This window comes from Klebsiella sp. R390, from assembly GCF_051131745.1.
In the GTDB taxonomy this organism is placed as follows: Bacteria; Pseudomonadota; Gammaproteobacteria; order Enterobacterales; family Enterobacteriaceae; genus Klebsiella.
The window spans coordinates 1,094,404-1,121,197 of record NZ_CP180445.1 but is presented as its reverse complement, the minus strand read 5'-3'; the positions used below and the strand labels follow the sequence as shown (position 1 = coordinate 1,121,197).

The following is a 26,794-nucleotide window of genomic DNA, read 5'->3' as shown; positions in this document are numbered from 1 at the left end:
AGCAGGCCATGATGGTACACCGCTCTGCTTCAGGGGCAAATTTTTCAGCATCGACCGTTAAAAGAGTTATACATTGCATCAATGCAGCAGACAGATGAATGCGTTGATGAACAAAAATGCATACCCTAAATAATTCGAGTTGCAGGAAGGCGGCGACGCAGGGAATCCCCAGGAGCTTACTAAAGTAAGTGACTGGGGTGAACGAGGAAAGCCAACGCACATGTAACTTGAAGTATGACGGGTATTTACGTTTTCCATGTGCAGTGAGGAAAGGAGCAGTCATGAAACAAACCGTTTATACCGCCAGCCCGGAAAGCCAGCAGATTCATGTCTGGAGTCTGGATCATGAGGGTAACCTGAAGCTTGTACAGGTGGTGGATGCCCCAGGCCAGGTTCAGCCGATGGTGGTAAGCCCGAATAAAGAGTATCTCTATGTTGGCGTGCGTCCGGAGTTTCGCGTCCTGGCTTACCGCATTGCGCCTGATAACGGTGCGCTGACCTTTGCCGGCGAAGCGGCTCTGCCGGGTAGCCCGACGCATATTTCGACCGATCATCAGGGGCGTTTTATCTTCAGCGCCTCTTACAACGCCGGCTGCGTGAGCGTGACGCCGCTGATTGACGGCCTGCCGGGTGAAACGGTTGCGGTGGTGGAGGGTCTGGAAGGGTGCCATTCGGCCAATATCTCCCCGGATAACCGCACTCTGTGGGTTCCGGCACTGAAGCAGGATCGTATCTGCCTGTTTACCCTCAGCGACGATGGGTTCCTGGCCGCGCAAGACCCGGCGGAAGTCACGACCGTTGAAGGCGCTGGCCCGCGCCATATGGTGTTCCACCCGAATCAACAGTACGGCTACTGCGTGAATGAGCTGAACAGCTCCGTCGATGTGTGGGAGCTGAAAGATCCGCACGGTAAGATTGAGTGCGTCCAGACGCTGGATATGATGCCTGCTGGCTTTAGCGACGTGCGCTGGGCGGCGGACATTCATCTGACCCCGGATGGCCGTCATCTGTATGCCTGTGACCGTACCGCCAGCATTATCACCGTCTTCAGCGTGTCCGAAGATGGCAGCGTGTTGTCTATTGAAGGCTTCCAGCCGACCGAAGCGCAACCGCGTGGTTTCAACCTCGATCACAGCGGTAAATATCTGATCGCCGCGGGGCAGAAATCGCACCATATCGCGGTCTATGAGATAGCCGGTGAGCAGGGGCTGTTGACAGAGAAAGGGCGTTATGCGGTTGGTCAGGGCCCAATGTGGGTGGTGGTTAACGCGTATTAACCGGTGGACAGAATACCCTTCAGTGGGCTGTTCCGTTCACGATGGGTCCGGCATCTTTTCTTAACGCCGTTGCGGGTGAACGGCCAGGGGGGCGTTTCGCTCGCCCCCCTGGACCCCCGGCATTGCGCTGAAAATTGCCGCTTCGCGGTGTGCTCCACTCCGGCTTCATCTGGCGGACCGGGCTGGACTCGACATCCCTGTCTCGACCTGCCCTCTGGCCACCGTCCTGGTGGCCAGTCCTGGATGCGCACCTGCGTTCCCGCCAATTTTCTTTATGCGCCAACCCCCTCGCTGTCAGATCGTAGCCAACAACATTTCCCGCACGGCGGTGGGATCGAGTAAACATTGCGGGGTCAATGACCTCCAGGACCCCATACCCATTGCGCTATGTCAGTGAGACCCAGCGTTTCCCCACGAGCACCGTCAGCGCCACTATCGTCACTATCGCCGCCAGGTGCATCACAAAATCCATCGCGTGCAGATGCACCGGATGACAAAACGCCAGCAGGCTGACCGCCATGCAGGCGACCCCCAGTCCGGCGGTCACCAGGCTGCGCACCGGATGCAGCGAGCGGCTGCGGCGCAGGCTGGCAATCATCAGCACCATCATCGGCAGGCTGACCACCAGTAAAAAGGTAAAACAGGTTACGCTGTCGCTTTCCACTACCGGTAGCGACGGATGCGGAATGCTGCTGAGACTCAACCCCAGCCACAGCAACCCAATCGGCAGCAGCGCTTTCCAGCTTAGCGTGCGGCGACCGGCGATGCTGAGAGTGAAGGCGCTGCGGATTGCCAGCGTGCCGAGCAAAAAGGCCAGCAGCAGCTGAAATACCGCCATCAGGGCGCCGGGCTGCGACCAGTCGGTCGGGCTGCGCTGTACCAGAAAACTGGCGGCAACCGCGCACGGCAGCGCCGCTGCCAGCCAACGCAACACGCGCCAGCCGGTTGAAGGCAGTCGTTTTACCGGGCGCATATCGCGCCCCAGTTTTTCAATTAACAGGTCATGATTGGTCATGGTGAGCTCCAAAACGGCGCAGGTTTTTCAGCGCCCGATGCAGCAGTGATTTCACTGCTGCGACACTCAGATTGTTATGCGCGGCCGCTTCCGTCAGGCTCATTTCACGCAAATGGACATGTTCAACAATGGCTCTTTGGCGTGAGGGGAGCTGGCGTAAATAGCCTGCCAGCTCCTCCCGGCTATCCCGTTTTTGCAGCTCCGGAGAGGTTACCGGTTCCGGCAGCGTCTCTTCGGGGATCTCCCATTGCTGATAGCGGCCGCGGCGGCGCAGCGCATCCACGGCGCGGGCGGAGATAATAGCCATCAACCAGGGCAGAAAAGGGAATGCCGGATCGTAGGTATGACGCACCCGATGCACCGTCAGCAGCACATCCTGAACCACATCTTCGACCAATGCCCCATCGGCGATGCGCTTGCGAACCTGCGAACGAATTACCGGCACCAGCGCTTTTAACAGCCGGGTGTAGGCGTGCTGATCGCCCGCCTGCGCCTGCTCCATTAGCGCGGGCCAGCTTTCACGCGCGCTATCATTTGTTTCCATAATCCGCCTTGTTGCGTTTACGCTTTTTTGCCGATGGCCTGGTTCAGCGCGTTCACGACAATGCCTGGCGTTAGCACCTGCGGCAGCACTGTCGGCGGTCCGCCGTCGGCAGGGTAGACCACGTACAGCGGCAGGCCGCCCTGACCAAACTGATTCAGCGCATCATCGACGTCCGGATTAAATTTAGTCGAATCTGCCACCATATACAGCGTCCCGGTTTTCGCCAGCGCATCTTTGACCGTCTGGGTTGAAAGCGACGTCTTCTCATTCACCTGGCAGGTGATGCACCAGGAGGCGGTAAAGTTTACAAAGATGGCCTTGCCGTGTCCGCGCTGCGCCGCGACGGCCTGTGGCGTCCATTTCTCCGCGGCGGTATCAGTGGCCGCCACTGTTTGTGCGCCGGGCGATGCTGAACCGGGATGAATCAGCCCGGCCAGTGGGGCAATGACCACGATGGCGAGTACGGCGGTGACGGCGAACAGGCTCCTGTGTCCTTTGCCTTGAAAGCGCCGACGCTGGGCGATGCCGTACAGCCAGGCGGCGAAGCTCAATACCACGGATACCGCGAGCAGCGTCGCCAGCGCACTGCTACCGGCCTGCTGCGCAAGCACCCAGACCAACCAGGCGTAAGCGCCAAACATCGGAAATGCCAGCGCGCGTTTGAGGGTGTCCATCCAGGCCCCCGGACGTGGCAGCCATGACGCCAGGGCCGGAAAGAGTGAGATCAGGGTGAACGGCGCGGAAAACCCCAGTGCCAGAGCGAAGAAAATGACCAGCGCTGTGGCCGGAGGCTGCACCAACGCGTAGCCAATCGCGCTGGCCATAAACGGCGCAGCGCAGGGGGTGGCGACCACGATAGCTAGAGCGCCGGTCATCGCCGAGCGGAAAAACGCGCCACGACCGATATCCAGCGCGCCGACCCGCTGCGCCGAGAGTCCGACTTCGAACACACCCAGCAGGTTGAGTGCCGCGGTGAGGATCACCAGTGAAAGCAGGGCAATCACCAGCGGTGACTGCAGCTGGAACCCCCAGCCGACGGCCGCACCACCCGCGCGTGCGGCCAGCAGAATACCGGCCAGCAGCATCATGGTGACGATCACGCCGAGTAAAAACGCCAGCCCTTCACGCCGCGCGCTGGCGGCATTGTCTGAGTGACGCAGAAGACCGAGCGCTTTCAGGGAGATCACCGGAAAAACGCAGGGCATAAAGTTGAGTATGATGCCGCCAATAAAGGCGGCCAGCATGGCGGTGAGCATGGCTGGCCTCCTGGCTTAGTGAGCTTGTGGATGTGCGGTGTCGTACTGTTTGACCGCCGCCAGGGTTTTCTCAATATGGCTGTCCGGGTTTCTGTCGGTAAAGCTGAGCAGAATCGTGCTGTCTGGCGCAATGACGTACGATGTCCGGTCAGAGACGGTCTTGCCTTTCATCTCCATCAGCGTTTGATACTGCGCCGCCACTTTGGCGCCCGGATCGGCGGCGACGGCGAACTTATCCCGGCACTCAAGTTTAGAGAAATCGCTCACCTGGTCAGTGTTCCCGGCGGTCACGCCAATGACGGTGGCACCCATCTTTTTGAACTCATCGGTGGCTTCGGCAAAATCGTGGGCCTCAATGGTGCAGCCTGCGGTAAATGCCGCCGGGAAGAAATAGAGTACCACCGGGCCTTTTTGCAGGGCCTGCTGCAGGGAGAAGGTAATCGGCTTGCCGGCCAGCGCCCCTTGCAGTTCAAAGGTCGGGGCTTTGGCGCCAACGGGCAGTGCCGCATTTGCGTTAAACGCAGTGGTGGACAGGCCCAGTGCGGCAGTCAGGGTGAGGATACGAGCAACGTTTTTTATCAGTTTCATTATCAGCTCCAGCGATGTCAGGGCGTTATGGTCAGGTGACTCTGTTAATCAGTTCGCCAGAGTGAGAGCGAAAGTTTCGCTGGAGCAAAAATAATTAGCGGTCGGTAGCGTAACCGCCTTTCTGGCGAAATAGTTATGCCAGTAAGCTCTGCAATGTGCGCGCGTCATCGTGCAATTGCGCGGCAGGATTGCGGCCAATCAGCACGAACTGGTATCCGCGGGCGTACCACCAGGCGAGATTCATCCCATGCCGTTGTTCGGTACTCACCTTCCCACCGCCCAGTGAGTCAGCCGGTGAAATACACAGCGCCATCGGACCATATGCCGCATGGATCCAGGCAATCTGTGCGATAGCCGTGCGCTCGTAGCGCAGCATGCGCACCATTTTTAACTCGGCACCCGGGAGTATGAGCTGCCGCTGGTTGAGCGGGAGACCGATATCCTCGACGGTACGCGCCAGGCCGCGCTGGATAACTGCCGGTGAACTGTCCATGTCGAGCAGCGTTTCCGCGCTGTAGAGCGACATGTAACGGGCTTCAAGATCGCGAATGTTCTCGCTCTCGTCAGGCTCGCCGCTGCCCGGCTGGGCCAGATACCCTAAGCCGCTGCCAAGTAGTAAAAAAGTGAGCGAGGCGGCAATCATGGCACGGCGACTAAAGGCCGAAGGGGGGATGGCACTTTCCGACTCAGGCAGCGTGGCCAGCCAGGTATTAAGTCGCTCCTGCATCCTGGGCACGGGAGCCTGTTCGAGCAGTGAGGCAAACGCCTGCGGATAGTTTCGATTGCTGCGCATTAATTCGTCTGCGCGGGCAGCCAGCTGACGATCGTCTCTGAAGGCCGCCTCAAACCGGCGGGCGTCGGAGGCATTCATTTCGCCATCCAGCCAGGCGACGATGGCTTCGTCGCTATAGGGAGGGGTAAACACGGATGATTTCATGAGCGTTTCTCCCTGGATGAGGTCGGGGCCGCTGTCGATTTTACGAGCGTCAATCGTGCCGCCGCCAGCCGGCTCATCACCGTGCCGATGGGGATTGATAGCGTGTCGGCCGCCTCCTGGTAGGTAAAACCTTCGACATAAACTAAAAAGACGGCATTGCGCTGGGCTTCCGGAAGGGCGCTAACCTGGCGCATAAGCTGCTGATACTGGAGGCGATCTTCATTCATCTCGCGGTCATCGGGGGCGAGCAACTGGTCACTTTCCGCGAAGCCTTGTCCCATCCGGACATGACGCGCCCGCAGCTCGGAAATCCAGATCGAGTGGAGAATGGTGAACAGCCATCGGTCGATGCGGGTGCCTGGCGTAAACTGCGCGCTCTTTTCGAGCGCGCGCACGCAGGTCGACTGAACCAGCTCTTCGGCAATATCGCGATTGTGCGACAGAATCAGCCCGTAGCGCCAAAGACGGGCCAGATGGGCAGCAAGCTGTGAGCGAACTTCGCTGGTTGTAATTTTCTTACCCTCGCGACGGTCTTCAGGATTCCGGATGCCCGTTTATGGCGGCCTGCAAATCGCGATACTCTTCGCAGCTTTGACCGCAAATACCGGCAATGACGTTAAGCTGCTCCTGCGCCAGATCCCGGCGGCCTTTTATCATCCAGGCTTCGCCCAGATACTCGCGTGCTTTCGCGTAGTTGGGCTCAAGCGCCAGCGAGCGTTGATAATAACCAATCCCTTCATCCGTGCGTCCGAGCTTACGGGTGGCATAGCCGCGATAGTTCCAGGCTTCTGCCGTGTTGCCGTTTTTCAGCGAATCCAGCAGATTCAATGCCGCCTGATATTCCCCTTTTTTGGCCAGGTGGTAGGCGTAGTTGGTTTTATCCTGGTCACTCAGGCTACTGGTTTTTTCCGGTACGCATTTTTTGCTGACGCTGTCGTAAACCTGTCCACTGGGGCAATCCGGGGTTTTGCTCTCAGTGCTGTTATCACCCATGGCAAACGACGGAGATGCATATAACAAACATAGCAGTGCCGGCACCACTAAGCGGCGTGACGTCGGCAGAATTGATGAGGTGAGCGCGTTCATTTTTCGTCTCCAGAAGCGGCGAAGCAGGTAGCCAGACGGCATGTCATATACGGCAATGGGCCATACCGAAGGGCGGTGTGTTCTTACAGTGAGTAAACGCGGCTGCGGGGATTTTTATTCGGAAGATATTTTTGGTTATCAGACCTGAGGTTCGGTCGAGGGCGTACAGCGGGATAGCAGAAAAAGGGGGAGAGGCTCCCCCTTGATAAGATTTACTGTTTTGGCTCGGCGACAATCACGCTGCCCACGCCGCGGTTGTTGTATTCCCACATGCGGTTGAAGCTGTTGTCGTTGAGATTACGCTGCACAGCGCCTTTCTCGTCTGCTGCACCGGTGTTGCCGCTAAATGCGCGGTTCGATACCGTCGCATCGGCCCACGGTCTGGCGACGTTGAAGCCTTCGTTGATCGCGCTGTCGCGGATAACAACCTGACCATTGGTGTTGCCGTCGACGTCCAGAGAACGACCCAGCTGCGCCACGCCATCGCCGGAAGCGGTAAAGCGGCTGTTGACGGCCAGGAAGCCATAGGTGACGCTCTTCAGGGTTGCCGGCGCAAAGACGTAGGCTTCTTTCTGCGTGCGGGAATTGACGACGCGGAACTCGGTGTTATCAAACACCACGGCGCCGCGGCCGGCCACGATATCCACATCGCCTTCAATGTAGCTGTTGCTCACCAGCGTGCGGGTCTGACGATCGTTCTGCAGACGGTTCTGCACGCCGCTGTTGGTGACGAAGAAGGTGTTCTGACGACCGAGGATGTTGACCTTGTTAACCTGCACCTGGTCACCGTCGCTGCGCAGGGCAACCGCCTGGTGAGTACCGGCATCGACGCTGTCGCCCAGGTTGTTGGCGATGGTCAGGTTCTGCAACTGCAGGCCGTTGTTCTGTGACCAGAATACCGCTGAGCACATCACGCCCACGGTGGCCGCGCGTTTGCTCTGGCAGCTGTCAAACATGTACCACGCCGGTTTGCCCGGCATATATTTACCGGCCGGGTTGACCAGATGGCGCCAGGTGTTCAGGTCCATCTCGGAATCAATGGCCTGGCTGATTTTTACGTCCAGCGGTTTTTCGCCGGTACCGTACAGGGTCAGCGCGCCAGGGGCGGCCGGAACATACACGGTGCCTGCGTATTCGCCAGGCAGGATCGCAATATACTGACGACGGTCAGAGTGGCGTGCGATAGCGGCATCTACCGCGGCCTGGATGGTGGTATGGGTTACGCCCTGGCCGCCTGCCGGGCCGACCACGAAGTCAGGCTGTGCCGGTGTGCTGATAGCCGATGGGGTCCACGCCGCCGCATTCGGATCCAGAGACTGGAAATAGCTGGCCTGGGTGAAGTTTTTCGCTTCATCGGCGGTTAATACCGGGCGAGAGGCGGTACCCGGCGCAGCCTGCGTCGAAGGCCGTTGGTCGGCAGGGGTTGAGCTACAGGCGGACAACGTCACGCCGAAGGCCAGTGCCAGCGTCAGGCGAGATACTGAGAATGTGTTCATGTTGCTCCGGGCAAGAATCAATTAACAAGACCTGTCATTCTTCAGGTTGCCTTTCTATCGGCGCAGGTGTTGATTTTCGCCTTAAAGCAACCCGAATGATTTGGGTAGGCATTATACAAAAAACATCCAGACGGCGTCAGGCCGATAAGGAATGAATTACGCGTATAACGTCCTTTAAAACCTGCTTTTTATACTAAGTTAAGCGAAACGGGAAGACGCAGCGTTAAAAAGTTAGCGTAAATCGTTGAGATTCACCGGGCTTCCCTCGTGTTTGGTCACAAAAAAATAACAATTACCCCCGCGTTGATTGACATTCCACGCGGAATGAAAATAAATGTCTATACAACCCATGACAAGTTGACCGGTATGACTGAAGCCACCTCCGAACGCGTTATCTGGCGAAATGCTCGCCTCGCCACCCTGAACCCTCACGACTCACAACCCTATGGCTTGCGGGACCACCACGTGCTGCTGGTGCGCGATGGTCGGATTGAAGCCATTGTGCCTGAACATGACGCCCCGGCCGGGCGGAGCATCGATCTGGGCGGCAGATTGCTGACGCCGGGGCTGATTGACTGCCATACCCATCTGGTCTTCGGCGGCAGCCGGGCGCAGGAGTGGGAGCAGCGGCTGAACGGCGTCTCTTACCAGACGATCAGCGCCAACGGCGGCGGCATTAACTCCACGGTGCGCGCTACCCGCGAAAGCAGTGATGAACAGCTGCTGGCTCTGGCCCAGCAGCGGCTGGACCGCCTGCTGCGCGAAGGGGTGACCACGCTGGAGATTAAGTCCGGCTACGGGCTGGATCTGGAAAACGAACGCAAAATGCTGCGGGTTGCGCGCCGGCTCGGCGAAAATAATGGGCTGGAGCTTTCGCCAACGCTGCTGTCCGCTCACGCCACGCCGCCGGAGTATAAAGACCGCCCGGACGACTACATTACGCTGGTGTGCGACACCCTGCTGCCGACGCTGTGGCAAGAGGGACTGTTTGAAAGCGTGGACGTGTTCTGTGAAAACGTCGGCTTCAGCCCGCAGCAAACCGAACGCGTCTTCCAGGTCGCTCAGGCGCACGGTATTCCGGTTCGCGGTCACGTGGAACAGCTTTCTTCCCTTGGCGGGGCGCAGCTGGTGAGCCGCTATCGTGGCCTCTCTGCCGACCATATTGAGTATCTGACGGAAGAGGGTGTCGCGGCGATGAGCCGCAGCGCGACGGTGGCGGTGCTGCTGCCCGGCGCGTTCTACTTCCTTAATGAAACCCGCAAACCGCCGGTCGAACTGCTGCGGCAGTATCAGGTCCCGATGGCGGTGGCGACCGACTACAACCCGGGTACCAGCCCTTTTGCCAGCCTGCATCTGGCGATGAATATGGCCTGCGTGAAGTTTGGCCTGACGCCGGAAGAGGCGTGGGCCGGGGTGACCCGTCATGCCGCGCAGGCGCTGGGGCGGCACAACAGCCACGGCCAGCTGGCTGAGGGGTTTGTCGCTAACTTTGCTATCTGGGACGCCGAACATCCGGTGGAGATGGTGTATGAACCCGGGCGCAGTCCGCTCTGGCATCGCGTCGTGCGAGGAGAAATACAATGATGTTATGGCAACCAACGCCCACGGATATCTGGCAAGGGCGAGACGACAGCGCGGAAGCCGCTAATGCGCTGCGCCTGTTTCAGACCATCGTGCGCGCCGAAGCCTTTACACCCGCCGCGCTGGCAGGGGATATCGCGCTATTGGGATTCGCTTGCGATGCCGGGGTACGACGCAATCGCGGGCGCACCGGTGCGGAAAAAGGGCCGGAGGCTTTACGTCGGGCGCTGGCGAATATGGCCAGCCATCGCGGTCACGAGCGCTGCGTGGATATGGGGACCATCAGCGTTGTGGGTGACGCGCTGGAGGCGGCCCAGCAGGCGTTGCGCGACGCGGTAATGGCCTGCCAGCAAGCAGGCAAGCGTACGCTGGTGCTGGGGGGCGGGCATGAAACCGCCTTCGCTCATGGGGCCGGGGTGCTTGACGCTTTTCCGGGCGAAAAAGTCGGGATTATCAACCTCGATGCGCACCTGGATTTACGTGTGAGCGAGCAGGCCAGTTCGGGAACGCCGTTCCGCCAACTGGCACTGACCTGCGAGGCGCAGCAGCGTGGTTTTCACTATACCTGCATAGGCGTCAGCCGGGCGGCGAATACCCAGGCGCTGTGGGACGAAGCCGCGCGCCGTCAGGTGCAGGTGATTGAAGACCTCGAGGTGCTGGAAGCTTTTGAATCACGCGTGATGCCGGAAATCGCGCGCAATATTGCGTGCTACGACAGACTCTACCTGACCATCGACCTGGACGTGCTCCCGGCGCGCGAAATGCCGGCGGTGTCGGCGCCCGCCGCACTGGGCGTGCCGCTGGCGACGCTGCTGCGGATCGTCGAACCGCTGTGTCGCAGCGGGAAGCTACAGGCGGTGGATCTGGTGGAATTTAATCCGCAGTTTGACATCGACAGCCAGGGCGCCCGCGCGGCGGCGAGGCTGGCGTGGCAAATCGCCCATTGGTGGCGCTGACGATTCAGTATATTGTGATCGTTTTGCCGCCCATTGCGAATAAGGAAAGCCAGGCTATGTTTTCACCACAACCTCGAACCGCGCCTGCCCCGTTCTATGAAAAGGTTAAGCAGGCGATCAGCGAAAAGATCCAACGTGGGGTCTGGCGTCCTCATGACCGAATTCCCTCCGAGGCGGAGCTGGTGGCGCAGTTTGGCTTTAGCCGTATGACCATCAATCGGGCGCTGCGTGAACTCACGGATGAAGGTTTACTGGTCCGGTTGCAGGGGGTGGGCACTTTTGTGGCGGAGCCGAAGGGACAGTCTGCGCTGTTTGAAGTCCGCAGCATCGCCGACGAAATCGCCGCCCGTCACCATCAGCACCGCTGCGAGGTTCTGCTGCTGGAGGAGACCGAGGCGGATCTGGTTCAGTCGGCGGCGCTGAACGTCGCCGAGGGGACGCGGATTTTCCATTCGCTGATGGTCCATTTCGAAAATGATATTCCGGTGCAGATTGAGGACCGCTGCGTGAACGCGGCGGTAGTCCCGGCGTATCTCCATCAGGACTATACCCTGACCACCCCGCATGATTACCTGTCGCTGATTGCGCCGCTCACCGAAGGTGAGCACATTGTCGAAGCGGTGCAGGCCAGCGCACGAGAGTGCGAGCTGCTGCATATCCATGCCCACGATCCCTGCCTGTTGATCCGTCGTCGCACCTGGTCTACCACCCACATTGTCTCCCACGCCCGTCTCCTGTTCCCAGGCAGTCGTTACCGGCTGCAGGGGCATTTTGGCTCCTGATAATACCCGGCGTCAGTAAAACGTGATTGCTGACGCAATATAGCAAAATTGTATCATTTCTGTTAAATCCTGGCTTGCGCATGCTTGTATAGACAAGTATATGTATCTACATCAACAACGTTCATTGTCAGGAGAACCCCCGATGTCGCAAAGCAAATATCGCCAGCAAGACGTACGTGCACCGCGAGGCACAACGTTGAATGCCCGGAGCTGGTTGACCGAAGCACCGCTGCGCATGCTAATGAATAACCTTGATCCCGATGTTGCCGAGAACCCGCATGAGCTGGTGGTCTACGGCGGCATTGGTCGCGCGGCGCGCAACTGGGAATGCTATGACGCTATCGTGAAGGCGCTGAAAAACCTGGAGAGCGATGAGACACTGCTGGTGCAGTCCGGCAAACCGGTTGGCGTTTTTAAAACCCATGAAAATTCACCGCGCGTGCTGATTGCCAACTCCAACCTGGTACCGCACTGGGCCACCTGGGAACATTTCAACGAACTGGACGCGAAAGGTCTGGCGATGTACGGACAGATGACCGCCGGCAGCTGGATCTATATCGGCAGCCAGGGCATCGTGCAGGGCACCTATGAAACCTTCGTCGAAGCGGGTCGTCAGCATTATCAGGGCAGCCTCAAAGGGCGCTGGGTACTGACTGCCGGTCTGGGCGGCATGGGGGGCGCGCAGCCGCTGGCGGCGACCCTCGCCGGGGCCTGCTCGCTGAACATCGAATGCCAGCAGAGCCGCATTGATTTCCGTCTGCGTACCCGCTACGTCGACGAGCAGGCGACCTCGCTGGATGATGCGCTGGCGCGTATCAAGAAATACACCGCAGAAGGCCGGGCTATCTCCATCGCGCTGTGCGGCAACGCCGCCGAAATCGTGCCGGAAATGGTGAAACGTGGCGTGCGCCCGGATATGGTCACCGACCAGACCAGCGCCCACGACCCGCTGCACGGCTATCTGCCGAAGGGCTGGAGCTGGGAAGAGTATCAGGAAAAAGCGGTCTCCGATCCGCAGGGCACCATTGAGGCGGCCAAACGCGCCATGGCTGACCACGTTCAGGCGATGCTGGCCTTCCATGAAATGGGCATCCCGACCTTCGACTACGGCAACAACATTCGCCAGATGGCCCAGGAGATGGGGGTGACAAACGCCTTCGACTTCCCTGGTTTCGTCCCGGCCTATATTCGTCCGCTGTTCTGCCGCGGCATCGGCCCGTTCCGTTGGGTGGCGCTTTCCGGCGATCCGCAGGATATCTATAAAACCGATGCCAAAGTGAAAGAGATCATCAGCGACGATCATCATTTGCACCACTGGCTGGATATGGCGCGTGAGCGCATCAGTTTCCAGGGGCTGCCGGCGCGTATTTGCTGGGTGGGACTGGAGTGGCGGCAGAAACTGGGGCTGGCCTTTAACGAAATGGTGCGCAGCGGTGAAGTTTCCGCGCCGATTGTCATTGGTCGTGACCATCTGGACTCCGGCTCGGTAGCCAGCCCGAACCGTGAAACCGAATCGATGCGTGACGGGTCGGACGCCGTGTCCGACTGGCCGCTGTTGAATGCGCTGTTGAATACCGCCAGCGGCGCCACCTGGGTGTCACTGCACCACGGCGGTGGCGTAGGAATGGGCTTCTCACAGCACTCCGGGATGGTTATCGTCTGTGACGGTACCGACGATGCCGCCGCGCGCATCGCCCGTGTGCTGCATAACGACCCGGCGACCGGGGTAATGCGCCATGCCGATGCCGGTTATGACATCGCGATTGAGTGCGCAGCAGAACAAGGTCTGAATCTTCCTATGGTGGCAGCAACGCAGGGGCAACGCTGAAATGAAAAACTTAACACTGATTCCTGGTCAACTGAGTCTGGCGCAGCTGCGCGAGGTATATCTCCAGCCGCTGACGCTGACCCTGGATGAACGCGCGTTTGCCGCCATTGATGAGAGCGTAGCTTGCGTCAACGCGATTCTGGCAGAAGGGCGTACGGCCTACGGCATTAACACCGGTTTTGGTCTGCTGGCGCAAACGCGGATTTCGACGGACGACCTGGAAAACCTGCAGCGCTCGCTGGTGTTGTCCCACGCGGCGGGGATTGGCGAACCGCTGGATGATGAGATGGCGCGCCTGATTATGGTGCTGAAGATCAACAGCCTCTCTCGTGGCTTCTCCGGTATTCGTCTGAGCGTGATTCAGGCCTTGATTCAGTTGGTGAACAAAGGCGTTACGCCGTGGATCCCGGCGAAAGGATCGGTTGGTGCTTCCGGTGACCTGGCGCCGCTGGCTCACATGTCGCTGACCTTGTTGGGTGAGGGCAAAGCACGCGTTGACGGCGAGTGGATGCCCGCTCGTCAGGCGCTGGAAAAAGTCGGCCTGGCGCCGATTACCCTTGCGGCAAAAGAGGGGCTGGCGCTGCTCAACGGCACTCAGGCGTCAACGGCGTTTGCCCTGCGTGGCCTGTTTGAAGCGGAAGATCTGTTTGCCGGAGCGGTGGTGTGCGGTGCATTAACCACCGAAGCCGCGCTAGGCTCCCGTCGTCCGTTTGACCCGCGTATCCACGATGCGCGTGGCCAACGCGGGCAAATTGATGCAGCGGCACTGTATCGCCACGTGCTGACCGAGGACAGCGAAATTTCCCGGTCGCATCATAACTGTACGAAAGTCCAGGACCCGTACTCTCTGCGCTGTCAGCCGCAGGTGATGGGCGCCTGCCTGACCCAGATTCGCCAGGCCGCTGAGGTTCTGCTGGTTGAAGCCAACGCGGTCTCCGATAACCCGCTGGTCTTTGCCAGTGAGAACGAGGTTATCTCTGGCGGCAACTTCCACGCCGAGCCGGTGGCGATGGCCGCAGACAATCTTGCGCTGGCGATCGCTGAAATCGGTTCGCTGTCAGAGCGCCGTATTGCGCTGATGATGGACAGCCATATGTCGCAGCTGCCGCCGTTCCTCGTCAAAAATGGCGGTGTGAACTCCGGCTTTATGATTGCCCAGGTCACCGCCGCCGCGCTGGCCAGCGAGAACAAAGCGTTGTCGCATCCGCACAGTGTTGACAGCCTGCCGACTTCGGCAAACCAGGAGGATCACGTTTCTATGGCACCGGCTGCCGGGCGTCGTCTGTGGGCGATGGCTGAAAACACCCGCGGCGTGCTGGCCGTCGAGTGGCTGGCCGCGGTGCAGGGGCTGGACATGCGCGAAGGACTGGCCAGCAGCCCGCTGCTGGAAGAGGCCCGCCATCTGCTGCGTGAACGGGTCTCGCATTACACCCAGGATCGTTTCTTCGCGCCGGATATTGAACAGGCTATCGCCCTGCTGGCGGCACGCCACCTGACCCGACTGCTTCCTGCCATCTTGCCTGGTCAGATCTGACCCTTCGTATTTCTGTACCCGTGTTGGGGGGATAATCTCCCCCCGACCGTCCTACACGCATATTTGTCGTCATACAAAAATTATCAGGACACTCGCATATGCAACAACAACCATCGCCACAAAAGCCACACCTGCTGCGCGGGCTGAATGCCCGACATATTCGTTTTATCGCGCTGGGTTCCGCTATCGGGACCGGGCTGTTTTATGGTTCTTCGGCCGCGATCAAAGCCGCGGGACCGGCGGTCCTGCTGGCCTATCTGATCGGCGGCCTGGCAGTATTTATCGTCATGCGTGCGCTGGGGGAAATGGCGGTACGCCAGCCGGTTTCCGGCTCCTTCGGTAGCTATGCCCGGCAGTATCTCGGGCCGCTGGCCGGGTTTATTACCGGCTGGACCTACACCTTCGAGATGGTGATCGTCGCTCTGGCGGACGTCACCGCGTTTGGTATCTACATGGGGCTCTGGTACCCCGATGTGCCGCGCTGGATTTGGGTGCTGAGCATTATCTTCTTCATTGGCGCGATGAACCTGTGCCACGTGCGCATCTTCGGCGAAATGGAGTTTTGGCTGTCGCTGGTGAAAGTCGTGGCGATTATCGCGATGATCGTCGCGGGCGGCAGCATCATCTTCTTTGGCTTTGGTAACAGCTTCCCGGCGACCGGGCTGGAAAACCTGTGGAGCCACGGCGGTTTTGCCCCGAACGGCTGGCAGGGGATAATCGCCTCGCTGGGGATCGTGATGTTCGCCTTTGGTGGCGTTGAAATTATCGGCGTCACCGCCGCCGAAGCGCAGAACCCGAAGAAGGTGATCCCGCAGGCCATCAATACCATCCCGCTGCGTATCGTGCTGTTCTACGTCTGTACGCTGGCGATCCTGATGGCGATTTTCCCGTGGAACAGCTTCGGCGAGCAGGGCAGTCCTTTCGTGTTGATTTTTAGCGGCCTGGGGATCCCTGCGGCGGCAACCATCCTGAATATCATCGTCATCAGCGCCAGTATTTCGGCGATTAACAGCGATATCTTTGGCGCCGGTCGCATGATGTACGGCATGGCCAAAGAGGGGATGGCACCGAAAAGCTTCCTGCGCATCGCCAGCAACGGCGTGCCGTGGATGACGGTGGTGGTGATGGGCGTGGCGCTGCTGGCGGCGGTGGTGCTGAACTACCTGATGCCGGAGCAGGTGTTCGTGCTGATTGCCTCTCTGGCGGCATTTGCCACGGTGTGGGTGTGGTTGATGATCCTGCTGTCGCACTTTGCCATGCGTCGCGGTTTGTCGGAGCAAGAGCGTCGTCAGATTGAGTTCCCGGTGCCGTTCTGGCCGGTGGCACCGCTGCTGACGCTGCTGTTTATGGGGATGGTTATTGCGGTGCTGGGCATGGTCGAAGAGACGCGTATCGCGCTGATCGCCGGTCTGGTCTGGCTGGGGCTGCTGACCACGGTATGGTTTGCGCGAGTGCGCAAAAATGCCGTGCTGGCGGTAACAGAGTAGTCATTGTTTTGGTTTTCCCGGGTGGCGGCTGACGCCTTACCCGGGCTACCAAATCGCACGAATCTGTAGCCCGGATAAGGCGTTTACGCCGCCATCCGGGGGTTAGATAAACAGTGCGGTGAGGGATGCGCTGCCCAAAGAATGGAAATGGACGTTAAAGCCAACCATCGCGCCGCTGGCGCCTTCATCGACATCAATTTTATCAACATCCAGCGCATGTACGGTAAAGATATAGCGATGGCTTTCTCCCTTCGGCGGCGCCGCGCCGCCGTAGCCCGGCAGGCCGAAATCGGTGCGGGTCTGAATCGCTTCTTCGGGCAGTTCCGCCTGACCTGAACCGGCACCCTGCGGCAAAACGCGGGTATCAGCAGGAAGGTTGGCCACAATCCAGTGCCACCAGCCGGAGCCGGTCGGCGCATCCGGGTCAAAGCAGGTCACCACGAAGCTTTTGGTTCCCTCAGGGACTTCGTCCCACGCCAGATGGGGTGAAATATTGTCGCCATCGTAGCCCATGCCGTTGAATACATGACGATTGGGCAGCTTTGCGCCATCCAGCAAATCATGACTGATTAATTTCATCGCCTCTCCTCAGGTTAATCTACTGATTAGCAAAGAAGTGTAGCGCGTGTGGCGCAGCATTACCGTCCCTTATTCGCTAAAAAATATTTCTTCCTGAACCGCAGCGTTCACCGCCTGCGTCAGGCGACTCAATTGTTCTGGCGTAATGATATACGGCGGCATCAGGTAAATCAGGCGGCCGAACGGGCGGATCCATACCCCTTGCTCGACGAAGAACCGCTGCAGTGCCGCCATGTTGACCGGGCGGCGGGTCTCCACCACCCCGATGGCGCCCAGCACCCGGACATCGGCCACCAGCGGTGATTCCCGCGCCGGGGCCAGTTCGGCGTTGAGCTGTGTTTCAATGGCCGCCACCTGCTGCTGCCACTCGCCGGTCTGGAGGATGCTCAGGCTTTCAGCCGCCACCGAGCAGGCCAGCGGGTTGCCCATAAACGTCGGGCCGTGCATAAAGCAGCCCGCTTCACCATTGCTGATGGTCTCCGCAACGTCCCGGGTGGTCAGGGTGGCCGACAGCGTCATGGTCCCGCCGGTCAGCGCTTTACCGAGACACAGAATATCCGCCGCAATTCCTGCGTGTTCGCAGGCAAACAGCTTGCCGGTACGGCCAAATCCGGTGGCGATCTCATCGGCAATCAGCAGGATGCCTTCACGGTCGCACATCTGACGAATGCGCTTCAGCCACTGCGGGTGATACATCCGCATTCCGCCCGCCCCCTGGACTATCGGTTCGAGGATCACCGCGGCAATCTCTTCGCGATGGGCCGCCATCAGTCGGGCAAATGCCACCATATCCCGCTCATCCCATTCCCCGTCAAAGCGGCTCTGGGGCGCCGGGGCAAACAGGTTATCCGGCAGATAACCCTGCCACAGGCTGTGCATGGAGTTGTCCGGATCGCAGACCGACATCGCGCCAAAGGTGTCGCCGTGATAGCCGTTGCGGAACGTCAAAAACCGTTGGCGCGGCTGGCCTTTCGCCTGCCAGTACTGCAGGGCCATTTTCATTGCCACTTCCACCGCCACCGAGCCGGAGTCGGCGAGGAACACGCACTCCAGCGATGCCGGGGTCATCGCCACCAGCTGACGGCACAGTGCGACTGCCGAAGGGTGGGTAATGCCGCCAAACATCACGTGTGACATCTGGTCAATCTGCGCTTTCATCGCCGCGTTCAGGCGCGGGTGATTGTAGCCGTGGATCGCCGCCCACCATGACGACATGCCGTCAACCAGCTGCTCACCGCTGGCGAGGGACAGCTCGCAGCCGTGAGCAGCCACCACCGGATAAACCGGCAAAGGGGAAGTCATTGAGGTATAGGGGTGCCAGATGTGGCGCCGATCGAAGGCGAGATCGTCCGTTGTCATAAGCGACTTGTAAACCATTATGAAAACATTTAGGTTTACGAGTATAAACCGAACCGACAATTAACAAAACCCTTTGGAGAGGCCAATGGCTCACCACGCACGCTGGACAATGTCGCAAGTTACTGAGTTATTTAATAAACCATTCCTGGAGCTGCTGTTTGAAGCGCAGCAGATCCACCGCCAGCACTTTGACCCGCGCCAGGTCCAGGTCAGTACGCTGCTGTCGATTAAAACCGGCGCCTGCCCGGAAGACTGCAAATATTGTCCGCAGAGCGCACGCTACAAAACCGGGCTGGAATCTGAGCGCCTGATGGAAGTGGAGCAGGTGCTGGAATCAGCGCGTCAGGCGAAAAACGCCGGTTCAACCCGTTTTTGCATGGGGGCCGCGTGGAAAAACCCGCACGAGCGCGATATGCCGTATCTCGAGCAGATGGTCAAAGGGGTCAAGGCGATGGGGCTGGAGTCCTGTATGACCCTCGGCACCCTGACCGATGACCAGGCACAGCGTCTGGCGGGAGCCGGTCTGGACTACTACAACCACAACCTGGATACCTCACCGGAATTCTACGGCAACATCATCACTACCCGTACCTACCAGGAGCGTCTGGATACCCTCGACAAAGTGCGCGATGCCGGGATTAAGGTCTGTTCAGGCGGGATCGTCGGCCTCGGCGAAACGGAGAAAGACCGCGCCGGGCTGCTATTGCAACTGGCAAACCTGCCGACGCCGCCGGAAAGCGTCCCTATCAACATGTTGGTCAAGGTTAAGGGGACACCGCTGGCCGATAACGACGACGTCGATGCCTTTGATTTTATTCGCACCATCGCGGTGGCGCGCATCATGATGCCATCCTCCTATGTGCGACTGTCCGCTGGACGTGAGCAGATGAGCGAGCAGACCCAGGCGATGTGCTTTATGGCTGGCGCCAACTCGATTTTCTACGGTTGCAAACTGCTGACCACGCCAAACCCGGAAGAGGACAAAGACCTGCAGCTGTTCCGCAAGCTCGGACTTAATCCGCAACAGACGGCGGTTCTGGAAGGCGATAACGAACAGCAGCAGCGCCTCGAGCAGGTATTACGTACTCCGGACACTGAGGAATATTACAACGCGGCGGCGCTATGAGCTGGCAGCAACGTATTGACCAGGCGCTGAGCGAGCGACGGGAGGCGGATGCCTTTCGCCACCGTCAGCCGGTGGAGCAGGGAGCCGGACGCTGGCTTACCCGCGACGGCCAGCGCTGGCTCAATTTCTCCAGCAATGATTATCTTGGGCTGAGTCAACACCCGGAAATTATCGCCGCCTGGCAACAAGGGGCGATGCGCTACGGTGTTGGCAGCGGCGGCTCCGGCCATGTCAGCGGCTACAGCGAGGCGCATCACCAGCTGGAAGCGTCGTTGGCGGAGTGGCTGGGCTATCCGCGCGCGCTGCTGTTTATCTCCGGATTTGCCGCCAATCAGGCGCTGATTGCCGCGCTGCTCGGCAAGGACGACCGCACGGTGGCGGACCGGCTGAGCCATGCTTCTCTGCTGGAAGCCGCCAGCCTGAGTCCGGCTGCGCTCAGGCGTTTTGCGCACAACGACGTGCAGCAACTGAGCGAATTACTGAACAAGCCACTGGCGGGACAACAGCTGGTGGTGACGGAAGGGGTATTCAGCATGGATGGCGACAGCGCTCCGCTTGCCGCCGTTGCTCAGGCGACCCGGGCCGCCGACGGTTGGCTGCTGGTGGATGATGCCCACGGAATTGGTGTGGTGGGTGAGGAGGGGCGCGGTAGTTGCCATGCGCAGAACGTCCGCCCTGAGCTGCTGGTGGTGACCTTCGGTAAAGCTTTTGGCGTCAGCGGCGCGGCGGTGCTGTGCGACGACGCGCTGGCGGACTATCTGCTGCAGTTTGCCCGTCACCTGATTTACAGCACCGCGATGCCGCCGGCTCAGGCAGTGGCGCTGAGCGCCGCGCTGGCGGTGATCCGCAGCGATGACGGTCAGCAGCGGCGGGAAAAACTGGCGCGTCATGTGGCGCAGTTCCGCGACGGCATGGCCACATTCCCAGGGATGCTGAGCGCATCACGCAGCGCGATTCAACCGCTGATTGTCGGTGACAACGGCCGGGCCTTACGGCTGGCGGCGCGTCTGCGTGAACAGGGCTGCTGGGCATCGGCCATTCGTCCTCCGACGGTACCGACGGGAAGCGCGCGCCTGCGCCTGACGCTGACCGCCGCGCATGACGACACTGACATCAGCCGACTGCTGGAGGTGCTGCATGGCGAGGGTCAATAAACACGCGGTTGCCGCAGCCTTTGGCCGGGCGGCCAGCCATTATTCGCAACACGACGCGCTCCAGCGCATCAGCGCCGCACGCCTGCTGCATCAGCTCAATGGTCGGGCCTTTACTGCGGTGCTGGATGCCGGCTGCGGTCCTGGCAGCATGAGCCGCTACTGGCGCGAGGCGGGAAGCGAGGTCACCGCACTGGATCTTTCGGCTGAAATGCTGGCCCAGGCGCGGCATGACCAGTGCGCCGACCGTTACGTGGAGGGCGATATCGAGTCGCTGCCGCTGCCTGATGCCTGCGTCGATCTGGCTTGGAGCAACCTGGCGGTACAGTGGTGCGACAGCCTTGTCGGCGCTATTGACGAGCTGTGCCGAGTGGTGCGTCCCGGCGGCAAGGTGGCATTTACCACGCTGCTGTCCGGTTCTTTGCCGGAGCTGAATCAGGCCTGGCGCGCCATCGATAATCATCCGCATGCCAATCGCTTTCTCAGCGAGCAGGCGGTGCGCGAGGCGCTGAACGGGCGGCGGGCCGTCGGGCAGGTCCATGAGATCAGCTTGCCGTTTGTCGATGCCCTGAGCGCGATGCGCTCGTTGAAAGGGATCGGCGCCACGCATCTGCATCAAGGGCGCCATACCGCACCGCTGAGCCGGGGAAAACTGCATCAGCTGCAGCTGGCCTGGCCACAACAGCAGGGCCAGTGCCCGCTGACGTACCATCTTTTTACAGGAGTCATCGAACGTGACTAAACGTTTTTTTGTCACCGGAACCGACACTGAAGTCGGGAAAACCATCTCCAGCTGCGCGTTATTACAGGCGGCGAAGCTGTCGGGGCTGAAAAGCGCGGGCTATAAGCCGGTAGCGTCCGGAAGCGAGCTGACGGCGCAGGGGCTGCGCAATGACGATGCGCTGGCGTTGCAGCGCAACAGCGCCGTGGCGCTGAGCTACGCCCAGGTGAACCCGCTGACCTTCGAGGAACCGACGTCACCGCATATCGTGAGCGCGGAGGAGGGGAGGCCGATTACGGCCGGGGCGCTGTCTGCCGGTCTGCGCGAGCTGGAAAATCTTGCCGAGTGGGTGTTGGTGGAAGGTGCTGGCGGCTGGTTCACGCCGCTATCTCCTACGCTGACCTTTGCCGACTGGGTACGCGATGAGCAGCTGCCGGTTATTCTGGTGGTGGGCATCAAACTGGGGTGCATCAACCATGCGCTGCTCACCGCCCAGGCGGTACGCCAGGCGGGGCTGCCGTTAGTCGGCTGGATCGCCAACGATATTCAGCCGCCGGGCAGGCGCCATACCGAGTATCTGGCGACCCTGAAACGCCTGCTGCCGACGCCGTTTTTGGGGGAGATCCCGTGGCTTTCGGACGCCGCGCAGCGCGACGACCTCGGACAGTATATTGACCTTAACGCGCTGGATCAGGCGTCATCCATTGCGCCAGCAGCGGTTCATCCAGCTGAATAACGCTGCCCTGCGCCACGTTACGCCCACGGTGTAGCAGGCAAAAACGATCCGCCACCCGGCGAATAAACGGCAGGTGCTGTTCAGCGAGCAGCACCGTTAAGCCGATATCGCGGTTCAGACGCACCAGTAAGTCCCCCAGCTTATGCATGAAGTGATGGCCGCTGCCGCGCGACGGTTCATCAAGGATCAGCAGGCGCGGCTGGACAATCAGCGCTCTGGCCAGCGCCAACTGGTACTGGTCATCCTCGGTCAGCATCGCGCCTTTATGCTGGCGCTGACCGTACAAATCCGGGAATAAATCGTAAATCTCACCTTTCACCACCGCCCCTGGGTTGCCGCCGGCTGCTAGCGCAATATGCAGATTATCTTCCACGCTGAGCTGTGAAAAAATCCGCTTGTCCTGCGGCACATAGCCGATGCCAATAATCGCCCGGGATTGCGCGGAGAGCGGCGTGATATCGCAGGGTGGCGAACCGATCTCTTGCCAGGTCATGCTGCCGCTGGCGACCGGGAGATGGCCGGTAATACAGTTAATGAGCGTGGTTTTCCCCATTCCCTGAAGTCCCATCACACAGGTGCACTCGCCGGACCGTAGTTCAAGGTCGACATTCCATAGTGTGTGCTGGCTTCCGTAATACTGATTGACTGCGCGTAGACTCAACATAGACGTTTTCTCCTTTTCGGGGATAGTGAGCGACATGAAGATTCTGCAAATCTCTTGCCAGGAAAAAGATGTTCCGGTTTTTTCTGTCAGAACAGGTATCACAGGCCATGACGGCGCTGGGTCAACGAGACGGTTGCACTTTCCCGGTGCTAAAGCGCATGAAAAATGGTGCAGAAAGCAACAAAAAGGCAGGCGTCTTTAGCTGATAAATATCAAAAATAATTCGATAATTTTTTTTAGGCGCTGGTTTTTGACGGCCGGTCGATTTCGGCGGGGTGGCAGTGGTCTTGGGCTGCAGACACTTATCCACTATTCCTGTGGATAACCTTGTGTATTAGAGTTAGAGAACTTGCGGTAAGCTAGAGATTACGCGGCCTGCGGCTGAATTGGCGCGAAACCCATCTTTTGTTTAATATCATTAAATATCAAATAGTTGAATAAAAGCAATGGCTGTAAGGAAAGTGTCACCTGCTGCCATAAAAGATTCATTACCTTGCTTGACAAATGTTAAATGATAAATTTTTCTGGGGATAACCCTACTGTCTGGCGGATTATTCTGCAAGATGGTCAGCTTTCACCCCAAAATGAGTCATCTTCCCGCCACGGTAAGCATAAACAATAATGCGATACTGGTTTTATGTACAGTATTATTTGTTGGCAAAAGCTGGCGCGAAGGGTAGAATTAAACACCTGCCGCATACCACCAGGCGTACCATCCTTCTTCAGGGTCAGACATATGAGTAAAACGTTCACGCTGCATTCCCCATTCCGTCCCTCTGGTGACCAGCCGGAAGCCATTCGGCGTCTGGAAGAGGGGCTGGAAGATGGCCTGGCGCATCAAACCCTGCTGGGGGTGACCGGGTCGGGTAAGACCTTCACCATCGCTAACGTGATTGCCGATCTCCAGCGCCCGACCATGGTGCTGGCGCCGAACAAAACGCTGGCGGCACAGTTGTACGGTGAAATGAAAGAGTTCTTCCCGGACAACGCGGTGGAGTATTTCGTCTCCTACTACGACTATTATCAGCCTGAAGCCTACGTGCCGAGCTCTGACACCTTCATTGAGAAAGACGCGTCGGTGAACGAACACATCGAGCAGATGCGCCTCTCGGCGACCAAGGCGCTGCTTGAGCGGCGCGATGTGGTGGTGGTGGCATCGGTGTCGGCCATTTACGGCCTGGGCGATCCGGATCTTTACCTGAAGATGATGCTGCACCTGACTACCGGGATGCTCATCGACCAGCGCGCGATTTTGCGCCGGCTGGCGGAGCTGCAGTATACCCGCAACGATCAGGCCTTCCAGCGCGGCACCTTCCGCGTGCGCGGAGAAGTAATTGACGTCTTCCCGGCAGAGTCAGACGACGTTGCGCTGCGGATCGAACTGTTTGATGAAGAGGTCGAGCGGCTGTCGCTGTTTGACCCGCTCACCGGCCAGGTTGAATCCACCATCCCGCGCTTTACCATCTACCCGAAAACGCACTACGTCACGCCGCGTGAGCGTATTGTGCAGGCGATGGAAGAGATCAAAGTCGAGCTGGCGGAAAGGCGCAAAGTGCTGCTGGACAACAATAAGCTGCTGGAAGAGCAGCGGCTGTCGCAGCGTACGCAGTTTGACCTCGAGATGATGAACGAGCTGGGGTACTGCTCCGGCATCGAAAACTACTCGCGCTATCTCTCCGGGCGTGGTCCGGGCGAGCCACCGCCAACGCTGTTCGATTACCTGCCGGCAGACGGTTTGCTGGTTATCGATGAATCCCACGTCACCATCCCGCAAATCGGCGGCATGTATCGTGGGGACCGGGCGCGTAAAGAGACTCTCGTGGAGTACGGCTTCCGACTGCCTTCCGCGCTGGATAACCGTCCAATGAAATTTGAAGAGTTTGAGGCGCTGGCGCCGCAGACTATCTACGTGTCGGCAACGCCGGGGCCGTATGAGCTGGAAAAATCTGGCGATGAGGTGGTCGATCAGGTGGTCCGTCCGACCGGGTTGTTGGATCCCATTATCGAAGTGCGTCCGGTGGCTACCCAGGTTGATGACCTGCTGTCAGAAATTCGTACCCGGGTGGTCATCAACGAACGTGTACTGGTGACCACCCTGACCAAACGCATGGCGGAAGACCTGACGGAGTACCTCGAAGAGCACGGCGAGCGCGTGCGCTACCTGCACTCTGATATCGACACCGTTGAGCGCATGGAAATCATCCGCGACCTGCGGCTGGGCGAGTTTGACGTGCTGGTGGGCATCAACCTGCTGCGTGAAGGGCTGGATATGCCGGAAGTCTCACTGGTGGCGATCCTCGATGCTGACAAAGAAGGTTTCCTGCGTTCCGAACGCTCGCTGATTCAGACCATTGGCCGTGCGGCGCGTAATATCAACGGTAAAGCGATTCTGTATGGCGACAAGATCACCGCCTCGATGGCGAAAGCCATCAGCGAGACGGAGCGTCGTCGTGAGAAACAGCAGCGCTATAACGAAGAGCACGGTATTACCCCGCAGGGGCTGAATAAAAAAGTGGTCGATATTCTGGCGCTGGGCAGCAACATCGCTAAGACCAAAGCCAAAGGGCGCGGCAAATCACGTTCGCCGGTCGAGGCAGATACCCCGGAAGTGGTGCTGACGCCGAAAGCGCTGCAGCAGAAAATTCACGAGCTGGAAGGGTTGATGATGCAGCACGCGCAGAACCTCGAGTTCGAAGAGGCGGCGCAGATACGCGACCAGCTGCATCAACTGCGCGAGCTGTTTATTGCCGCTTCGTAACCTGGATTGCGGAAATCATCGCGCTGGACCGGCAGTACGGTGTGACGGCGCGTTGATTTTTTACCTTTCGTGCTGCATTTACTGGCTGGCTTAATGTCAGCTTAATCTTGCCAGGCGACACTATCCTCATACTGATGAGGATAGTGTCATGCAAAAATCAAACTTCCGTGAATACCTGGCCGTCACCTGTGCGTTTATCGTGGTGGTCGCCTTTTTCCATCAGTGGGTTTTGACCTTCTGACGTGAGACTTCTGGAAACAGAATCCAGCCCCGTACACCAGGGCCCGGCTGGCGGTTATGTAAAAAGAACTGGGCATCATGTAGCTGGACGATGCGTGTCACAATACTTAACCCCAGACCAATCCCGCCATAGCGGCTGTCCATGCGCACAAACGCTTTGCTCAGCTCACCGCTTTTCGCTTCATCAATCCCCGGCCCCTGATCTTCCACCGCGATAACCGGCGTGGCGCCCGCCTGAATGGAGATTCTGACTACCGACTCTGTCGGGCTGTAACGATGGGCATTTTCCACCAGATTACGCAGCGCTACCCGCAATAACGTCGCGTCGCCGGAGACAATCACGTCCTCACAGCCACTCTCAGACAGGCAGACGACTTCCAGCGTTTGCTGGCGTTGTTCGAGCATCGTCTCCAGCTCATCACGAACCGGTTCAATCACATCTTCGCGCAGCGCAACACGCTGATAGCTACCGGCGGAAAACGACTGACCAACACGGGCCAGCTGCAACAGCTGCGAGATGCTGTTGGTCATCAGGTCCAGACGTTGGATCAGCGGCGTCACCTCGACGTTGTGTGCCCTGGCCATCAGCTCCAGGTGCAGGCGCAGACCGGCTAACGGCGTGCGCAGCTCATGGGCGACATCGGCGGTGAACAGCCGTTCACGGTCGAGCGTCAGGTTCAGTCGGGACACCAGCTGATTGATGGCCGTCGTCACCGCCGTCACTTCCGGTACCGACTCCGTCAAGGTGATGGGCTGCAGGTTGTCCGGGGTGCGGCTTTCGAGTTCACATTGCAGCGTCGACAGCGGACGGGTGATCTTTCTCACCGCCAGCATGCTGATGTACAGCGCCAGGCCGACGATCAGCAGGCTGGGGATCAGTAAGCTGGCAACCGCTTCACGCACTTCGTGCTCAACGTGTTTCTGGTTGTTATGTCCTTCAATGGCGCTAGCCACCAGCAGCTGGATCTGCTCTTTGCTTTCATGCCACAGCCAGAAGACGCTGATCAGTTGGCAGACCACCAGAATGGTGCCAATGGTCAGCAGCAGGCGATGACGCATCGTCCAGTTTTCACTATTGAACAGTGCCATGGCG

General features: G+C 59.1%; 24 protein-coding genes. 12 read left to right on the top strand and 12 right to left on the bottom strand.

Going from position 1 to position 26,794, the window contains the following annotated elements; genetic code table 11:
- Positions 1-281: 281 nt before the first annotated feature.
- Complete coding sequence (gene pgl, locus ACMYSP_RS05205; RefSeq protein WP_434585863.1) at positions 282-1,277, top strand: 6-phosphogluconolactonase; 996 nt, start codon at positions 282-284, stop codon at positions 1,275-1,277.
- Between the two features lie 385 nt (positions 1,278-1,662).
- Here the strand turns inward: pgl and ACMYSP_RS05200 are convergent, their stop codons facing one another.
- The 8 genes from ACMYSP_RS05200 to ACMYSP_RS05165 all read right to left on the bottom strand — a co-directional run bounded on the left by ACMYSP_RS05200 (position 1,663) and on the right by ACMYSP_RS05165 (position 8,199).
- Complete coding sequence (locus ACMYSP_RS05200) at positions 1,663-2,292, bottom strand: NrsF family protein (RefSeq protein ID WP_434585862.1); 630 nt, start codon at positions 2,290-2,292, stop codon at positions 1,663-1,665.
- Positions 2,279-2,836 carry a sigma-70 family RNA polymerase sigma factor gene (locus ACMYSP_RS05195; protein ID WP_434585861.1) on the bottom strand — a complete coding sequence of 186 codons (558 nt, stop codon included), beginning with the start codon at positions 2,834-2,836 and terminating at the stop codon, positions 2,279-2,281. Before ACMYSP_RS05195 ends, ACMYSP_RS05200 begins: the two co-directional genes overlap by 14 nt.
- Positions 2,837-2,853: 17 nt before the next feature.
- Positions 2,854-4,092 (bottom strand): protein-disulfide reductase DsbD family protein, encoded by a 1,239-nt coding sequence (locus tag ACMYSP_RS05190; RefSeq protein WP_434585860.1) that lies wholly within the window; start codon positions 4,090-4,092, stop codon positions 2,854-2,856.
- 15 nt (positions 4,093-4,107) lie between these two features.
- Entirely contained in the window at positions 4,108-4,680 is a 573-nt protein-coding gene (locus ACMYSP_RS05185) for a peroxiredoxin (RefSeq protein ID WP_434585859.1), read from the bottom strand.
- Positions 4,681-4,813: 133 nt separating this feature from the next.
- Positions 4,814-5,617, bottom strand: coding sequence for an anti-sigma factor family protein (locus tag ACMYSP_RS05180; protein ID WP_434585858.1), 804 nt, complete (start codon positions 5,615-5,617; stop codon positions 4,814-4,816).
- A complete protein-coding gene (locus ACMYSP_RS05175) occupies positions 5,614-6,129 on the bottom strand; it encodes a sigma-70 family RNA polymerase sigma factor (RefSeq protein WP_434587017.1) in 516 nt (171 codons plus the stop codon). Before ACMYSP_RS05175 ends, ACMYSP_RS05180 begins: the two co-directional genes overlap by 4 nt.
- 22 nt (positions 6,130-6,151) lie before the next feature.
- A complete protein-coding gene (locus ACMYSP_RS05170; protein WP_434585857.1) occupies positions 6,152-6,703 on the bottom strand; it encodes a tetratricopeptide repeat protein in 552 nt (183 codons plus the stop codon).
- Positions 6,704-6,915: 212 nt separating this feature from the next.
- The gene (locus ACMYSP_RS05165; protein ID WP_434585856.1) at positions 6,916-8,199 is read right to left on the bottom strand and encodes a putative acyl-CoA thioester hydrolase; all 1,284 of its coding nucleotides are present in this window, start codon (positions 8,197-8,199) and stop codon (positions 6,916-6,918) included.
- Positions 8,200-8,523: 324 nt separating this feature from the next.
- Between ACMYSP_RS05165 and hutI the strand changes: the two genes are divergently transcribed.
- The 6 genes from hutI to ACMYSP_RS05135 all read left to right on the top strand — a co-directional run bounded on the left by hutI (position 8,524) and on the right by ACMYSP_RS05135 (position 16,367).
- Complete coding sequence (hutI, locus tag ACMYSP_RS05160; protein WP_434585855.1) at positions 8,524-9,783, top strand: imidazolonepropionase; 1,260 nt, start codon at positions 8,524-8,526, stop codon at positions 9,781-9,783.
- Positions 9,780-10,736 carry a formimidoylglutamase gene (gene hutG / locus ACMYSP_RS05155; protein ID WP_434585854.1) on the top strand — a complete coding sequence of 319 codons (957 nt, stop codon included), beginning with the start codon at positions 9,780-9,782 and terminating at the stop codon, positions 10,734-10,736. Before hutI ends, hutG begins: the two co-directional genes overlap by 4 nt.
- Positions 10,737-10,792: 56 nt before the next feature.
- On the top strand, positions 10,793-11,518 hold the full coding sequence (locus ACMYSP_RS05150; protein ID WP_434585853.1) for a histidine utilization repressor: 726 nt from the start codon (positions 10,793-10,795) through the stop codon (positions 11,516-11,518).
- Positions 11,519-11,660: 142 nt separating this feature from the next.
- Entirely contained in the window at positions 11,661-13,346 is a 1,686-nt protein-coding gene (hutU, locus tag ACMYSP_RS05145) for a urocanate hydratase (RefSeq protein WP_434585852.1), read from the top strand.
- A gap of 1 nt (position 13,347) precedes the next feature.
- A complete protein-coding gene (gene hutH, locus ACMYSP_RS05140; protein WP_123756032.1) occupies positions 13,348-14,880 on the top strand; it encodes a histidine ammonia-lyase in 1,533 nt (510 codons plus the stop codon).
- A 98-nt stretch (positions 14,881-14,978) separates the two neighbouring features.
- Complete coding sequence (locus ACMYSP_RS05135; protein WP_434585851.1) at positions 14,979-16,367, top strand: amino acid permease; 1,389 nt, start codon at positions 14,979-14,981, stop codon at positions 16,365-16,367.
- Positions 16,368-16,469: 102 nt separating this feature from the next.
- Here the strand turns inward: ACMYSP_RS05135 and ACMYSP_RS05130 are convergent, their stop codons facing one another.
- Positions 16,470-16,946 carry a kinase inhibitor gene (locus tag ACMYSP_RS05130; RefSeq protein ID WP_434585850.1) on the bottom strand — a complete coding sequence of 159 codons (477 nt, stop codon included), beginning with the start codon at positions 16,944-16,946 and terminating at the stop codon, positions 16,470-16,472.
- Between the two features lie 69 nt (positions 16,947-17,015).
- Positions 17,016-18,305, bottom strand: a complete 1,290-nt coding sequence (gene bioA, locus ACMYSP_RS05125) for an adenosylmethionine--8-amino-7-oxononanoate transaminase (RefSeq protein ID WP_434585849.1) — start codon at positions 18,303-18,305, stop codon at positions 17,016-17,018.
- A gap of 85 nt (positions 18,306-18,390) precedes the next feature.
- On the opposite strand from bioA, the gene bioB reads away from it, so the two are divergent.
- Genes bioB through bioD form a run of 4 tightly spaced genes read left to right on the top strand, consistent with a single transcriptional unit; the run spans position 18,391 to position 22,039 of the window.
- Positions 18,391-19,431 carry a biotin synthase BioB gene (gene bioB, locus ACMYSP_RS05120; RefSeq protein ID WP_434585848.1) on the top strand — a complete coding sequence of 347 codons (1,041 nt, stop codon included), beginning with the start codon at positions 18,391-18,393 and terminating at the stop codon, positions 19,429-19,431.
- A complete protein-coding gene (bioF, locus tag ACMYSP_RS05115; protein WP_434585847.1) occupies positions 19,428-20,585 on the top strand; it encodes an 8-amino-7-oxononanoate synthase in 1,158 nt (385 codons plus the stop codon). Before bioB ends, bioF begins: the two co-directional genes overlap by 4 nt.
- Positions 20,569-21,324: a malonyl-ACP O-methyltransferase BioC gene (gene bioC / locus ACMYSP_RS05110; protein WP_434585846.1), complete on the top strand. Its 756-nt coding sequence runs from the start codon at positions 20,569-20,571 to the stop codon at positions 21,322-21,324. The genes bioF and bioC overlap by 17 nt, the downstream gene beginning before the upstream one ends.
- Positions 21,317-22,039 carry a dethiobiotin synthase gene (gene bioD / locus ACMYSP_RS05105; protein ID WP_434585845.1) on the top strand — a complete coding sequence of 241 codons (723 nt, stop codon included), beginning with the start codon at positions 21,317-21,319 and terminating at the stop codon, positions 22,037-22,039. Before bioC ends, bioD begins: the two co-directional genes overlap by 8 nt.
- On the opposite strand, the gene ACMYSP_RS05100 is transcribed toward bioD, so the two are convergent.
- A complete protein-coding gene (locus tag ACMYSP_RS05100) occupies positions 21,981-22,703 on the bottom strand; it encodes an ABC transporter ATP-binding protein (RefSeq protein ID WP_434585844.1) in 723 nt (240 codons plus the stop codon). The two genes, bioD and ACMYSP_RS05100, sit on opposite strands and share 59 nt — an antisense overlap.
- A gap of 736 nt (positions 22,704-23,439) precedes the next feature.
- On the opposite strand from ACMYSP_RS05100, the gene uvrB reads away from it, so the two are divergent.
- Positions 23,440-25,461: an excinuclease ABC subunit UvrB gene (gene uvrB / locus ACMYSP_RS05095; protein WP_434585843.1), complete on the top strand. Its 2,022-nt coding sequence runs from the start codon at positions 23,440-23,442 to the stop codon at positions 25,459-25,461.
- Between the two features lie 219 nt (positions 25,462-25,680).
- Here the strand turns inward: uvrB and pmrB are convergent, their stop codons facing one another.
- A complete protein-coding gene (gene pmrB / locus ACMYSP_RS05090) occupies positions 25,681-26,790 on the bottom strand; it encodes a two-component system sensor histidine kinase PmrB (RefSeq protein WP_434585842.1) in 1,110 nt (369 codons plus the stop codon).
- Between the last annotated feature and the right edge of the window lie 4 nt (positions 26,791-26,794).

Excerpts from the sequence above, each read along its gene's own strand:
- pgl (WP_434585863.1), top strand. The coding sequence starts at position 282 with ATGAAACAAACCGTTTATACCGCCAGCCCGGAAAGCCAGCAGATTCAT.
- ACMYSP_RS05200 (WP_434585862.1), bottom strand. The coding sequence starts at position 2,292 with ATGACCAATCATGACCTGTTAATTGAAAAACTGGGGCGCGATATGCGC.
- ACMYSP_RS05195 (WP_434585861.1), bottom strand. The coding sequence starts at position 2,836 with ATGGAAACAAATGATAGCGCGCGTGAAAGCTGGCCCGCGCTAATGGAG.
- ACMYSP_RS05190 (WP_434585860.1), bottom strand. The coding sequence starts at position 4,092 with ATGCTCACCGCCATGCTGGCCGCCTTTATTGGCGGCATCATACTCAAC.
- ACMYSP_RS05185 (WP_434585859.1), bottom strand. The coding sequence starts at position 4,680 with ATGAAACTGATAAAAAACGTTGCTCGTATCCTCACCCTGACTGCCGCA.
- ACMYSP_RS05180 (WP_434585858.1), bottom strand. The coding sequence starts at position 5,617 with ATGAAATCATCCGTGTTTACCCCTCCCTATAGCGACGAAGCCATCGTC.
- ACMYSP_RS05170 (WP_434585857.1), bottom strand. The coding sequence starts at position 6,703 with ATGAACGCGCTCACCTCATCAATTCTGCCGACGTCACGCCGCTTAGTG.
- ACMYSP_RS05165 (WP_434585856.1), bottom strand. The coding sequence starts at position 8,199 with ATGAACACATTCTCAGTATCTCGCCTGACGCTGGCACTGGCCTTCGGC.
- hutI (WP_434585855.1), top strand. The coding sequence starts at position 8,524 with ATGAAAATAAATGTCTATACAACCCATGACAAGTTGACCGGTATGACT.
- hutG (WP_434585854.1), top strand. The coding sequence starts at position 9,780 with ATGATGTTATGGCAACCAACGCCCACGGATATCTGGCAAGGGCGAGAC.
- ACMYSP_RS05150 (WP_434585853.1), top strand. The coding sequence starts at position 10,793 with ATGTTTTCACCACAACCTCGAACCGCGCCTGCCCCGTTCTATGAAAAG.
- hutU (WP_434585852.1), top strand. The coding sequence starts at position 11,661 with ATGTCGCAAAGCAAATATCGCCAGCAAGACGTACGTGCACCGCGAGGC.
- hutH (WP_123756032.1), top strand. The coding sequence starts at position 13,348 with ATGAAAAACTTAACACTGATTCCTGGTCAACTGAGTCTGGCGCAGCTG.
- ACMYSP_RS05135 (WP_434585851.1), top strand. The coding sequence starts at position 14,979 with ATGCAACAACAACCATCGCCACAAAAGCCACACCTGCTGCGCGGGCTG.
- ACMYSP_RS05130 (WP_434585850.1), bottom strand. The coding sequence starts at position 16,946 with ATGAAATTAATCAGTCATGATTTGCTGGATGGCGCAAAGCTGCCCAAT.
- bioA (WP_434585849.1), bottom strand. The coding sequence starts at position 18,305 with ATGACAACGGACGATCTCGCCTTCGATCGGCGCCACATCTGGCACCCC.
- bioB (WP_434585848.1), top strand. The coding sequence starts at position 18,391 with ATGGCTCACCACGCACGCTGGACAATGTCGCAAGTTACTGAGTTATTT.
- bioF (WP_434585847.1), top strand. The coding sequence starts at position 19,428 with ATGAGCTGGCAGCAACGTATTGACCAGGCGCTGAGCGAGCGACGGGAG.
- bioC (WP_434585846.1), top strand. The coding sequence starts at position 20,569 with ATGGCGAGGGTCAATAAACACGCGGTTGCCGCAGCCTTTGGCCGGGCG.
- ACMYSP_RS05100 (WP_434585844.1), bottom strand. The coding sequence starts at position 22,703 with ATGTTGAGTCTACGCGCAGTCAATCAGTATTACGGAAGCCAGCACACA.
- uvrB (WP_434585843.1), top strand. The coding sequence starts at position 23,440 with ATGAGTAAAACGTTCACGCTGCATTCCCCATTCCGTCCCTCTGGTGAC.
- pmrB (WP_434585842.1), bottom strand. The coding sequence starts at position 26,790 with ATGGCACTGTTCAATAGTGAAAACTGGACGATGCGTCATCGCCTGCTG.